The organism is Fictibacillus nanhaiensis, assembly GCF_023715445.1.
GTDB lineage: Bacteria > Bacillota > Bacilli > Bacillales > Fictibacillaceae > Fictibacillus > Fictibacillus nanhaiensis_D.
Window position 1 is genome coordinate 126,129 of record NZ_JAMBOD010000001.1, and the last position, 13,030, is coordinate 139,158.

The following is a 13,030-nucleotide window of genomic DNA, read 5'->3' on the forward strand; positions in this document are numbered from 1 at the left end:
GATATGCAAACAATTCGTTATCTGTTAAGGCAATATTTTTCAGACAGGGTGTGCCATATGATCATTACGACAGCAGGTAAGAATGCAGCCAGAATACAAGATAAAGCAAAACAAGTGGCCTTTTCATTAGAAAGTCCCTTTATTGATAGAGGTAGCTATTCGATTGCTTCAATCATTGAACGATATAATGACGATGTTTTGATGATTGGAGTCGATAAAATATCCTTCCATCCAAAAGACAGGAGCTCACCTTTTTTCTTTCACCCTAATTCATCTATGTTTAGGGTAAAACAACTTCTAAGAGGGGAGAGAGATCCATTTGTTGAAGCTGCAAAATTAAGAAAAGATATGACTGTTCTTGATTGTACACTTGGATTAGGTTCCGATTCCATAGTTGCAAGTCTGGTAACCGGTGAAAATGGAAGAGTTACAGGAATAGAAAGCAGTATAGCCATATCATTTGTTGTAAAAAGCGGCTTAAAGGTTTGGGAAAGCAATCTGCTAGAAATGAACGACGCAATGAAGCGTATTGAAGTGATTCATGGTGATCATTATGAATTCTTAAAAAAGACTGAGGATAATCATTATGATGTAGTATACTTCGATCCAATGTTTGAATCGACTGTGCAATCACCTGGAATACAAGGTTTAAAAGGAAGTGCTGATTATCGTGTCATAACAAACAAAATCATTGAGGAAGCTTTGAGAGTTGCATCCCAGCGGGTTGTGATGAAAGATAGCAGAAACAGCAGTAAATTTAAAGAGCTTGGTTTCAATATAATTCAGCGTAATGCAAGCTTTTTATATGGAGTCATTGAAAAATTTTAAATAAATTAGAGGTGATAGAATGATTGACTTAAGAAGCGATACATTGACACAGCCGACACAAAGAATGCGGGAAGCCATTTATGAAGCAACAGTAGGGGATGATGTATACGGTGAAGATCCCACGATTAACAGATTAGAAGAGCTGGCAGCTGATATGCTCGGCAAAGAAAATGCATTATTTGTTACTAGCGGTACACAAGGGAATCAATTAGCAGTTCTGTCTTATTGTTCACCAGGAGATGAAATCATTGTAGAGTCCGAATCTCATATTTTCTTTTACGAAGGTGCAGCAATATCTGCTTTAGCCGGTGTACAGCCACGGACTATAAACGGGATAAAGGGAGAGATGAACCCATCTGATGTCAGAAATGCAATCCGTTCACAAGACATCCATTTTCCTGATACTTCTTTAATCTGTATTGAAAACACACATAATCGTTCTGGAGGCTCGATCGTTTCCTCAGATAACATGAGAGCCATCTACAAAATTGCGCAACAAGCATCAATACCTGTACATATCGATGGTGCACGTTTATTCAATGCTGCTGTTGCTTCGGACAAACAGGTACAAGAATATACACAATACTGTGATTCCGTACAAGTTTGTTTATCAAAGGGATTAGGTTCACCTGTAGGTTCACTTATCGCAGGAAACAAGGAGTTTATTAAAAGAGCGCGAAAATGGAGAAAACGACTTGGCGGCGGTATGAGACAAGCAGGATTCCTTGCTGCCAGCGGCATCATATCTTTAACTGAAATGGTAGAACGATTATCTGAAGACCATGAAAAAGCATCGAGACTGGCAGATGCTATAGAAGATATTGGAGGACTTTCTTTATTAAATAGACCAGACACCAATATCGTAATAGTAAATATTGAAGAGACGAAGAAATCCAACGAAGAATTTTTAAATGACCTAAAAAAAGAAGGAGTTCTTGCTGTATCATTTGGAGAAGGTTTAATCAGGCTGACGACTCATTACGATGTAAGTTCACAAGATATCGATCAAGCTATTACTGCATTGAAAAGAATTATATAATTAAGAAAAAAAACGGGGGATGACCCCGGTTATCATTTCATCACGATCGGCTTGCGTTTTTGACTTAATTGTTCGTAAGCATAAGCTATCTCTATTAGTCTTTTTTCAGAGAAGGCTTCACCAGTTAAGACAACACTAAGCGGTAATCCATTATCGTCAAATCCTGATGGAATTGAAATAGAAGGATAGCCGGCTTTTGCAGGAATTCCATACCATACATCATTTGGGCTAATAAGTGCATCGAGTTTATTTTCATTTATGGCTAAATCGATTCCGTTATTTTGTGTATTCTCAATATCATTCAATCTGGACTCTAAATAAACAGGACTTGTAAATGTTCCATCAGTCTGATCACTTTCAATCAATAATTCTTGATTATGTTTTAGACAATCCTCTTTATGTTTTTCGTTATATGCAATGATATCTGATAACGTCTGTAATTTTAGATCAGGGGATACAGTCTTTAAGTAATTATTGATTCCAGATTTAAATTCATGCAGCAAAACGTTATAATCTAATCCTTCTTTTTCTAATGGAGAGATTTGTTCCAAATAAATAATCTCTGCTCCTTCTTGTTTAATATCAGATAGAGCCTGGTCAAACACCGACTTTTGTATTTCATTTAAATCTCTGATACAAAATTCATAAGCTACACCGATTCGTTTGCCTTTTAATGAAGAATTTGCCAGTCCATCCGTATAAGAGAGGTCAGAAGGTGAACAATGAGTGGCAGAATCAAAAAAGTCATAACCTGATAAAACCTCAAGCAAAACTGCAGCATCTTTTACATTTCTCGCCATTGGACCAGCAGTATCCTGACTGATAGAAATAGGGATTATTCCAGTTCTGGATACAAGACCTACCGTGGGCTTAATTCCAACAATATTGTTGTTTCCAGCAGGACATAAGATAGAGCCTGATGTTTCAGTTCCTACTGCCAGCATTGTAAAATTACAAGCAACCGCTGCTGCAGATCCTGAACTTGAACCACTTACGTCGAGAACTCCAGGTCCATAAGCATTTAAAACTTGACCACCTCTGGAACTAAAACCATTCGGCATATCATAAGCCATAAAGTTTGCCCATTCTGTCATATTTGCTTTTCCAAGAATAACCGCACCAGCATCTCTAAGTTTCTCCACGATAAAAGCATCTTTCTTGGCATAATGATTTTGAAGTGCTAATGAACCTGCACTTGTATGCATTTGGTCTGCTGTATCGATGTTGTCTTTAATAAGGACGGGTACACCATGTAAAGGTCCGCGGACTTTTCCGTTCTTTCGTTCAGCATCCATATTTCGAGCTATAAAGAGAGCCTCAGGATTTACCTCTAATACCGAATTGATAGAAGGACCGGATTTATCATACTTCGCAATACGGAACAAATAATATTTCACCAGATCAAATGACGTCAATTCTCCCTTTTCCAAATAAGTATGTAACTGTTCCAGCGTCATTTCTTCAATTTGCAACAGGTTTATTTGTGACATTTTGCAACTTCCTCTCTTATTTACTCAATACTTATTATATAAAACTGTCGCAAAAAAAGGAATTTTCATATTATTACTAGAATACATAAAAAAAGACCCGCATCATGCAGACCTTTACGGAATTTACCCGAATGATTGTATCAATTTTCAATGAAGACTTTCATAGGTGACCATTCACCGATTATACCTTGACCATGAAGTGAAGTACTTCCATCAGGCGACAAATCTTTTTCTGTCATCAAACCAAGTGCGACAGTAAATTCATTAAACTTAATCGGAACATTCCTTTCCCTTCGCACTTCTTCGCCATTTACTATGAAGATTACTTCATCAGCGGCACGGTTGTAGGTGATTTGATACTCGTTCCAATCTCTACTATAAAAGTCGGATTCTTCTTTAAAGATACAAAAATATTTTGTTTTCTTCGTTTCTGGTACGGTAACACCTGGGAAAGGCAGTACAGCATACACGCTTGAAAATTGGTCATTACCAGCAAAGAAATCCAGCGCTGCACCTGTTGTAAAATCCAATAAGTTTACAGAAACAAATCCATCATATAAATCACCAGGAGTTGTACCGATAGGTCGGGAACGCATTTTCCATCGGAAAGATAAATTTCCTTCTTCTGGAACTTTTATCGATTCATTCGAGTAATACATGTGTTTTGCATTATCTAAAAACTGAACAGAAGGGTGGGATTTGGTAAAAGGATTTACTCGGACATATAGTTGGTCGTTTCTTACAATTACAACTGCTTCCGGTTCTCTAAATTCATGGAAAGATCCATCCGGAAGAGGAAAGCCTCCCATTTTCCATGTACCAGATTCTGAAAGTATAGACTGAAAATTACCCAGCACAATTTCTTTTTCAAGTTTATTCATTAAACACAGCTCCTAGTTATTTGCTTTATAAGATTATTTAATCAAATAAAAAGTATAGAGGCAAATGTTGTCTGTTCTATTAATACCCGTCCATAAAAAAGCTAGATTTCTTGCTTGGACAAGTATATTTCAGAAAAAACTGAATAATAATGGTATTAAGAGCTCGCAAATCAAAGGAGGGTGTTTTCTATGAAAACGGTGTCTCATATTAATTTACGAAAAGAAAAGGAAAAAACGTTTACATGTGATGATAGAATTATGCTTTTTATAACGAAATTTCACTTGAAATCCAAAAGGGACAAATGGTTAACATTACGCTTGCTACTTAGAAAAGGTTCAGCAGAACTTGTAGAACAGATCCTGGTCAGCTCAGAGTATAGAAGAGATTTTCCAGAACTGCTTGAAGATCAAACCGTCAGGGATTTTTATTTAGACTTAAAGAATCCAAAAAAAGAAATGTGTCTTACCATTTAGCCTTTTGGGAAACCCAAAAGGTTTTCTTCTGGCCATTTTTGGTGTGCATGTTCACCTTCATTTGTTATAATACTCACAAGAATAAGAAGGAGTATGTGTTATGAAGCGTTATACATTAGAAGAAGCGAATCAATTACTGCCTGTTCTCTCAAAGGAGTTTGATTCTTTATATAACCTGCAAAGAGAATTCGATTTATGGTATGAATCGTTTCAACAGGTAGAACCACACTTAAATGCTGAGGAAAAAATAGAATGGGAAAAAAGAATTCAGTATATGGAATTAGAAGCTGAAATTTTCATCTCCAATATTCTTTCTCATGGTGTTTGGTTTGAAGATGCATTTTCATCAACTCTTCATTTTCCAGCAATATTAGATGGAGAAAAAGGCATTTTCAAATGGCATCCAGATGAACCATTAATAACGGTTTATGAAAGTGCAGAAGAAAAAATCATTCCGTTAAAATTAGTAAATTAAGACTCTGTTATTTAAATGTTGTAAAAAAGGCTTGTTTTATTTCCGTTTATTGTTTATGATATAACTCGTGACGGTAATTAGCGCCTATAGTGAAATGGATATCACACGAGATTTCGGCTCTCGTATTCTGGGTTCGAATCCTGGTGGGCGCGCCACATTCCAATTGAATAAATGATTATCGGTTTTTCCGGTACTCACCACGGGGATTAGGTAATTGGGACCGGTGGTTTTTTATTTGGCGTCATAAAAAAACTAACGTTGCAGGTTGGTGATTAATTATGTCAGAAAAAATGAGAGTACTATTGTATTACAAGTATGTACCGATTGATGATCCTGAAAGCTTTAAGGATGAACATTTAAAGTTTTGTAAGGATTTAGGACTTTTAGGCCGCATTATTGTCGCGCCGGAAGGAATCAACGGAACAGTTTCAGGTACTTTTGAACAAACACAAATCTATATGGACCATCTAAAAGCAGATCCACGCTTTGCTGATATTGTCTTTAAAATAGATGAAGTAGAAGAACATACATTTAAAAAAATGTTCGTTCGTCATAAGAAAGAGCTTGTTACTTGGCGTTTTGAAGATGATGTTGACCCGAATCAGTTATCTGGTAAACGCTTGTCACCTAAAGAGTTCTACGAAGCACTTCAAGACGAAGATGTTATCGTAATCGATGGACGTAATGATTATGAATATGAAATCGGCCATTTCAGAGGTGCTATAAGACCGGATGTAAAGGCTTCACGTGATTTTCCTAAGTGGGTCCGTGAAAACTTAAGCGAATTTAAAGATAAGAAAGTTTTAACATATTGTACAGGAGGAATCCGTTGCGAAAAGTTCTCTGGCTTCCTGTTAAAAGAAGGATTCAAAGATGTTTCACAGCTTGAAGGCGGTATTGTAACTTACGGAAAAGATCCTGAAGTACAAGGACGATTCTGGGATGGCAAATGTTATGTTTTTGACGAACGCATCTCAGTTCCAGTTAATCGTACTGAAGAAGATGTTGTTGTTTCTAAATGTTATTATTGCGGAACAACAGAAGATCGATACGTAAACTGTGCAAACCCAGAATGTAACAAACAGCACGTTTGCTGTACGGATTGTGAAGTTAAACATAAGCGTTCATGCACTAAAGAATGTTTAGAACATCCTCGCAACCGTTATGAAACAGAACGTAAAGAACAACAAACCCTTTAAAGATAAGCCAGTAAATATACTGGCTTTTTCTTTTTGCCTGTTTTAAAGTAAACTTTAACGACTAATACCAAAGGGGTGGAATATTAGTGAACCGCGCAAATGAAATTTCTGAAAGAGTGATCAGTAATTATCAAAAAGATGAGGGAATGATGATTATCATTTATGCCCAATGGTGTGTAAATAACGGATTAGATCCAAAAGCTGTTTATTTAAATGCATATCCGGGACAAGCGAATAATGAGTACGTTATGCATATGCTCGAACAAACTGTTACACATGAAGAAGCAGAACCTATTTCCAATGAGATGCTTCTGCAGGTTTTATCTTTGTTTGGAAATGAAGATCTTGCTTATGCTGTTTCTAAAGAAATTGAAATGATGGAGGCGAAAGAATGACAGAATATAAAAACCTAGTACTTGCCAGCTACAAAACAGGGCAATATATAGGCGAAGCAGAAGATGAACGGAACCAAATGATTCTTGTCAAAGTCCTAGCCGTCATCACTCATCCTTGGCAAGGCGATCTGCATAATCCTAAGAATGCCGATGTCCCATTCTTCCAAGAACGAAGAGCATTAAGCGAAGGTGAAAGAGCATGGATGCCTGTTCATACAATTAAAGAATATGACGGGATTCTGCCATTATATAAGGATTCTTTAAAAAAGGCTTTATACGATTACATAGAAAAACTTAAAGAAGAAAATAGTGAATGGGCAGAACGGTCATTGCAATGCCTATATCAGTTAGAAAAAGATTATAAGCTTGATTAAAAACACATGACTTGTGGAAATGAAAGAACAAGTACATTTTAAAGGTGGCGATCTAATTGGAATTGCAGCAAAAAGTGATCGAAGAGTTGCTGGTTAAACCTGAAATAGATGTAAAAGAAGAGATTAATGCACGAATCCAATTTCTTAAAGATTATGTGAAAAAAACTGGGATGAAAGGTTATGTGTTGGGCATTAGCGGCGGTCAGGATTCAACGCTCGCTGGAAAATTAGCTCAGATTGCAATGGAACAGCTTCGTGAAGAGACTGATGAGCAGTATCAATTTGTTGCTGTACGGCTCCCATATGGTGTTCAAAAAGACGAAGAGGATGCACAGCGTGCTTTAAAATTTATTAAGCCGCATGTTTCTCTTACAGTTAACATAAAGCCCGCAGTAGACGCATCAGTTCAAAATTTTAAAGAAGCAACAGAAAAAGATCTTTCTAATTTTCTAAAAGGGAATACGAAAGCACGCGAAAGAATGAAAGTTCAATATGATATCGCAGGTGCTTATCAATGCCTTGTTATCGGAACAGATCATGCAGCAGAAGCTATCACAGGATTTTTTACAAAGCATGGGGATGGAGCATGTGATATTGTTCCATTATTCGGTCTTAATAAAAGACAAGGCAGAGCTTTGTTAAAACATTTAGGAGCAGATGAACGACTTTATTTAAAGGTCCCAACAGCAGATCTTGAAGATGACAAACCACTTATACCTGATGAAACAGCATTAGGCGTAACATATGAAGAGATTGATGATTATTTGGAAGGAAAAGATATTACAACATCTTCAAAAGAAAAAATCGAAAAACGATTCCTTCAGACAATGCATAAGCGTAACCTCCCAGCTTCAATTCATGATACTTGGTGGAAATAAATTTACGCACCTGGTTAACAAGCCAGGTGTTTTTGTTTGGACATATTTAGGTTATACTTGTTTTTGGAGAAAAGGGGAAGGAGATTCATATTTTGAGTAAAACAGCAAAAATCATTATGATCACAGGGATTGTATTTTTAGCTTATTTTGTTTTTGATTCGATTAATCGTGAGAATACACGAAAAGAACGCTTAAATGTAATAGATGCTCATTTTAATAAGCCATTTAAAATCGAAGAAGAACTAAAGGAACAATATGATGAAGATTTTCTTATTGAAATGGATAATGAATTTTATTTGGTAACTGTGAAAGACAATAAAGTTGTTAAGACAGTGAAACAATAAAACCGCCATTTTGAACTGCACCCCAATCGTTAGACACAACTAACAATGGGGGGTGCGGTTTTTTATTTAGGCTGTTTTCGTATTCATTGTTGTTTTTTGAAAGTAGTTGATCTCCGTTTCAGGATGCTCGCTTTCCGCGGAGGGTAAGGTGAGCTTTGGAGGAAGATGGGTAAAGACTCGTATTCAAGGAAGAATTTGTGCTCCTGCGTCTGCAAGAAAATTCTACCGAAGCGGGCTTCCTCGTCGCATGCCTTGCGAGAAGTATTCTCAGGTGGTTGGCACGCTAATCCCGCAGGAGTCTCGCACCTTACACTCCAATCAACATGCCGCTGGAAGCACAAAAATCCCCCCAGAAGCAACAATCTTTTAGAAAAGAACCTTTATTTATAAGAAAATAGTATATAACATGCAAAGTCAGTAGGTCATTATACTTATAATCATATAAGAAACTTTTATATAAAAAGTTCTTTAGGAGCAATTTTCTTTACAATTGAAAATCTTAGATAACTCTTATCAATTCCTGTGCTATGATTTTTTTGGTTTTACAAAATCTTAGCAAAAAAGGGGTTTGATATATGAACTGGAAAAAATGTTTATCTGCATTCGTTATTATGTCTTCCGTTCTTTCTGTACAATCACCGCTAGATTCAGGAGCTGAGGCAGCAGGAACAGTCCAAGGTCCAGTTATTACTGAAATAGCTTGGATGGGGACAACTGCTGATGCGAATGACGAGTGGATTGAACTTTACAATCCTACAAATCAAGTTATACAACTGGATGGCTGGACGCTTAGAGCATCAGATGGAACTCCATCTATTCAACTTAGTGGTTCCATTAGTCCTGGAGATACATACTTGCTGGAAAGAACGGATGATACTACAGTTCCTGGAATTGCTGCTTATCAGATTTTCACAGGTGCTCTTTCAAATACAGGTGAGATATTAGAACTTGTTAATTCATCAAATCAAATAAGTGATACCATTTCAAAATGGTATGCAGGTGATTCCGCATCAAGAGCAACTATGGAAAGGAAAAGCACATCTGCAAGCGGCGATGATCCTCTGAATTGGCAAACAGCAACAGCAGGGTATGATACTGGATTCGGTACGCCCGGAACAGTAAGCAGTACGTCAAACGGTCAGACAGAACATATAAATAATGTAAGCAATGTAGCGGGAGCAATAAACGTTTATTTTAATAAAAGTGCATTAACACAATTTGCAACACCAGGTAATACAGCAAATTATAACGTGAACTTAGAAAACAGGCTGTTGAACCGAATAAACGAAGCAACAGAATCGATTGATATTGCTACATATGAGATAAATCTTCCTAACGTAGTAAATGCGTTGATTGAAAAAGCTGCATCAGGGGTTACAGTTCGAATGATCGCGGATGCCAAACCATTAAGTGATCCTGAGCATGATGCTAGATATGAGCTTATGAAACTATATTTAGAAAAATTATCTAGAGGAAAAGACGGAAAAGTAAACACCTCAGATGATGTTCATATTTTTTCAGATTCTATTGTTTTTGCAGTTGAAGATACAGCAAAACGAACAGAATATAACCTTCCTCAAACCGGCTATCAAGATTTCTCTCAGCAAACAGTGGAAGTGGGGAGCAACAGTCAAACCGGATATATGCTGGTTGATGGAGAATCAAAAAGTTCTAACTCCTATTATTCACCTGATGATCAAATGCATAATAAATTTTTGATAATCGATAGAAAATGGGTATTTACAGGAAGCTGGAACTTTACAACAACTGGCCTTTATGGCACTGACGAAAATAGAGCAGCAGGAATATTAGATGGAAACTCCAATCATTCTATTGAGTTGCATTCAAGTGAACTATCAGACATTTATAAAACGGAGTTTGATGAAATGTGGGGAAGTACAAGTTTGACACCAAATGCAACTGTTTCCAACTTCGGCTCTCGTAAATCAGATAATACGCCACACCAGGTTATAGTTGGAGAAAAGGTGATAGAAGTCTATTTTTCTCCAGGAGATAATGCAGTACCAAAAATGAACGAAACCATTGAATCATCAGCTCATCAAAATACGTATTTCAGTATCTTTGCCTGGTCTGATCAATCCCTTGTCGATACACTTAAAGTGAAATGGGAAGGGTCATCAAATGATATGGAAGGTACACTTACTGGTTTTGATATAAAAGGGGTATTTGACGATTCATTCTGGAGTATGTGGTGGTCAGCATCAGTTGATATGACGGGTAGAACTGCTTCCCAAACGAGCACAAACAATCCCAATACCCGCTGGAAGAACCCAGCACCGGTATATATGGATAAGGAATCAAGAAAACTTCACCATAAATATTTTATTATTGATGCTGATACATCCAGTGACCCTCTAGTGATTACAGGTTCTACTAACTGGAGCACGAACGGAAATGATGTTAATGATGAAAATGCATTGTGGATTCATGACTTGGCTATAACAAATCAATTTAAACAAGAATTTATGGCAAGGTATGAACAAGCAGGCGGATCTATAGAATAAATAATAAAAAAGTATTGAAGTGACTCTTGAAGGGAGTCACTTTTTCATTTAAAGTAGATGAAAGCTCATTAACATACATATAATATATAAGAGGTGGTTAAATCATGGAAAATTCATACGTTTTATATCATGATCAGATCATAAAGAATGGTTCAATACCCGTAGATGTTGAAGATAGAGGTTACTTGTTTGGCGATGGCATCTATGAAGTCGTGTTTGTATATGACAGCAAGCCATTTGCATTTGATGAGCACTTTGACCGTTTTGTGCAAAGTGCAAAAAAATTAGAGCTTGCGATTCCCTATGATATTCCGACATTCAAACACCTTACTGAAGAATTAATCACGAAGAACAATGTTGTAAACGGTATGGTCTATATTCAAATGACAAGGGGAGTTGCCCCTCGTAATCACTTATATGAACGCAACATGCAAAGTGTAGTTACTGGGTTTGCAAAATCAGTTTCTTTAGATTCTATTGCACAATCTCAGTCTAAGGGTATACAAACGTACTTAACAAAAGATATCCGCTGGCTTCGCTGTGATATAAAAAGTTTAAATTTACTCGGAAATGTTATGGCAAAGAGAGAAGCTGCTGATTTTGACTGTCAAGAAGCAATTCAGCATAGAGATGGAGTTGTTACTGAAGGTTCATCATCAAACGTATTTATAGTTAAAGACGGTACACTGAAAACACATCCTGCAACGAATCTTATTTTAAATGGGATTACCCGGCAGATTGTACTAAAAATTGCTGAACAGCTTCACGTTCCGGTACTTGAAGAGTCTTTCACTGTAGATGAATTGAAAGAGGCAGATGAAGTCTTTATTACAAGTACAACTATGGAAGTTACTCCTGTTGTTAAACTTAAGGGTGAACAAGAACAAACTTATAAAATCGGACCTGTGACAACAGAATTTCAAAAGCATTTTAAGAAACAAATAGAAAAAAGTACTTCAACCCTGAAATCTTAAACTTAACTCTAGAGGAAATAATGAAAACTTTGCTGAAATATTTTATTAATGGCTTATTAACGATTCTTCCTATCGTTCTAGCTGTATATATTATCTATAAAATTTTTAGATTCTTGGACAGCATCCTCGGAAATTTATTAAAGGATGTTCTAAAGGAAGACTATATACCCGGTATCGGTCTTGTAACCACAATTATTTTAATCACAGTGTTAGGCTGGATGTCTACTCAATATATTTCTGGAAAGATATTTAAACTGATTGACCGCGTTCTTGAAAAAACACCATTTGTAAAAACAGTCTATACGGTGATTAAGGACACGATACACTCTCTATTTGGTGAAAAACGATCATTTTCAACAGTGGTCCTCATCGAATATCCAGAACTTAATATGAAAAGCATCGGGTTCATAACAACTGAAGAGTTAACCAGTTTGGGGGACGAATTGGCCGACCATGTTGCTGTTTATATACCACAGACTTTTCAAATTGCAGGATTTACATTTTTAGTTCCAAAAGACAGAGTTAAAATTCTAGATGTAAAACCAGAAGAAGCCATGAAATTCTTATTATCTGGTGGAGTAGCAACAAAATAATGAAGAAGTACCCTTGTACGTGGGGGTGCTTTTTTGTGTTATTAACCTTTTGAAGCATTTATACCTTTTAATCAAAAAAAATAGAAGCCTTAAAGAAAGGCGTCTATTTAAATAAAGAAAAGATGTTTCCCATCTGCTGGGCAAGACCCATAAATTGGTTTGCTCCACCCATTACTTTGCTGAAGTTTAGTCCAGAACCTTGTGTGTTAGGAAACATTGCAGAGTTCTGACCGCCTTGCTGCTGATTAAACGGCATGCCTTGCATCATAGGATGGGGAACAAGTCCCGGCGGCATCATTGGCGGCATCATTGGCATAAATGGCTGAGCAAATCCTTGTGTATATTGCTGCTGCATAGAAGCTGGTGCTGCTGGTGCATAAGGAGGTCTGTCAGGTATGTTTTGGCTTTGTGAGAATACCTTTGACGAAGGAGTCGAAAAAGGATCATAACCTCCATAGGGGAACATTCTTACAGATTTCTCTTTCAAAAAAAATCACCTCAAAATAGTTTCAATATATATATATTCAACTATATAAAAAGGGACATCAACCATAGTAGGAA

At 36.7% G+C, this 13,030-nt stretch carries 15 protein-coding genes and 1 tRNA gene; 13 read left to right on the top strand and 3 right to left on the bottom strand.

Going from position 1 to position 13,030, the window contains the following annotated elements; all coding sequences use genetic code 11:
• The first annotated feature begins 57 nt into the window (after window positions 1-57).
• The gene (locus tag M3196_RS00745) at window positions 58-828 is read left to right on the top strand and encodes a class I SAM-dependent methyltransferase (protein WP_251320355.1); all 771 of its coding nucleotides are present in this window, start codon (window positions 58-60) and stop codon (window positions 826-828) included.
• A gap of 19 nt (window positions 829-847) precedes the next feature.
• Window positions 848-1,867, top strand: coding sequence for a low-specificity L-threonine aldolase (ltaE, locus tag M3196_RS00750; RefSeq protein ID WP_251320356.1), 1,020 nt, complete (start codon window positions 848-850; stop codon window positions 1,865-1,867).
• Between the two features lie 32 nt (window positions 1,868-1,899).
• Here the strand turns inward: ltaE and M3196_RS00755 are convergent, their stop codons facing one another.
• Together M3196_RS00755 and M3196_RS00760 are read right to left on the bottom strand one after the other, a co-directional pair.
• Complete coding sequence (locus tag M3196_RS00755) at window positions 1,900-3,357, bottom strand: amidase family protein (RefSeq protein WP_251320357.1); 1,458 nt, start codon at window positions 3,355-3,357, stop codon at window positions 1,900-1,902.
• Window positions 3,358-3,497: 140 nt separating this feature from the next.
• Window positions 3,498-4,238, bottom strand: a complete 741-nt coding sequence (locus tag M3196_RS00760) for a DUF6081 family protein (RefSeq protein WP_251320358.1) — start codon at window positions 4,236-4,238, stop codon at window positions 3,498-3,500.
• A 189-nt stretch (window positions 4,239-4,427) separates the two neighbouring features.
• On the opposite strand from M3196_RS00760, the gene M3196_RS00765 reads away from it, so the two are divergent.
• From M3196_RS00765 to M3196_RS00815, 11 genes are all read left to right on the top strand, one after another.
• Window positions 4,428-4,712 (top strand): hypothetical protein, encoded by a 285-nt coding sequence (locus M3196_RS00765; protein WP_251320359.1) that lies wholly within the window; start codon window positions 4,428-4,430, stop codon window positions 4,710-4,712.
• 100 nt (window positions 4,713-4,812) lie between these two features.
• Entirely contained in the window at window positions 4,813-5,187 is a 375-nt protein-coding gene (locus tag M3196_RS00770) for a DUF2203 domain-containing protein (RefSeq protein ID WP_251320360.1), read from the top strand.
• 80 nt (window positions 5,188-5,267) lie between these two features.
• A tRNA-Arg gene (locus M3196_RS00775) sits at window positions 5,268-5,342 on the top strand.
• A 123-nt stretch (window positions 5,343-5,465) separates the two neighbouring features.
• Window positions 5,466-6,386: a rhodanese-related sulfurtransferase gene (locus tag M3196_RS00780; RefSeq protein ID WP_251320361.1), complete on the top strand. Its 921-nt coding sequence runs from the start codon at window positions 5,466-5,468 to the stop codon at window positions 6,384-6,386.
• Window positions 6,387-6,472: 86 nt separating this feature from the next.
• Entirely contained in the window at window positions 6,473-6,781 is a 309-nt protein-coding gene (locus M3196_RS00785) for a hypothetical protein (RefSeq protein WP_251320362.1), read from the top strand.
• Complete coding sequence (locus M3196_RS00790) at window positions 6,778-7,155, top strand: kinase-associated lipoprotein B (protein WP_251320363.1); 378 nt, start codon at window positions 6,778-6,780, stop codon at window positions 7,153-7,155. The genes M3196_RS00785 and M3196_RS00790 overlap by 4 nt, the downstream gene beginning before the upstream one ends.
• 62 nt (window positions 7,156-7,217) lie before the next feature.
• Entirely contained in the window at window positions 7,218-8,033 is an 816-nt protein-coding gene (gene nadE / locus M3196_RS00795) for an ammonia-dependent NAD(+) synthetase (RefSeq protein ID WP_251321685.1), read from the top strand.
• A 92-nt stretch (window positions 8,034-8,125) separates the two neighbouring features.
• Complete coding sequence (locus M3196_RS00800) at window positions 8,126-8,377, top strand: hypothetical protein (RefSeq protein ID WP_251320364.1); 252 nt, start codon at window positions 8,126-8,128, stop codon at window positions 8,375-8,377.
• Between the two features lie 575 nt (window positions 8,378-8,952).
• Window positions 8,953-10,902 (top strand): phospholipase D-like domain-containing protein, encoded by a 1,950-nt coding sequence (locus M3196_RS00805; RefSeq protein WP_251320365.1) that lies wholly within the window; start codon window positions 8,953-8,955, stop codon window positions 10,900-10,902.
• Window positions 10,903-11,006: 104 nt separating this feature from the next.
• The gene (dat, locus tag M3196_RS00810; RefSeq protein WP_251320366.1) at window positions 11,007-11,876 is read left to right on the top strand and encodes a D-amino-acid transaminase; all 870 of its coding nucleotides are present in this window, start codon (window positions 11,007-11,009) and stop codon (window positions 11,874-11,876) included.
• A gap of 20 nt (window positions 11,877-11,896) precedes the next feature.
• Complete coding sequence (locus M3196_RS00815) at window positions 11,897-12,469, top strand: DUF502 domain-containing protein (RefSeq protein ID WP_251320367.1); 573 nt, start codon at window positions 11,897-11,899, stop codon at window positions 12,467-12,469.
• Between the two features lie 103 nt (window positions 12,470-12,572).
• On the opposite strand, the gene M3196_RS00820 is transcribed toward M3196_RS00815, so the two are convergent.
• Window positions 12,573-12,956 (bottom strand): hypothetical protein, encoded by a 384-nt coding sequence (locus tag M3196_RS00820; protein ID WP_251320368.1) that lies wholly within the window; start codon window positions 12,954-12,956, stop codon window positions 12,573-12,575.
• Window positions 12,957-13,030: the final 74 nt, after the last annotated feature.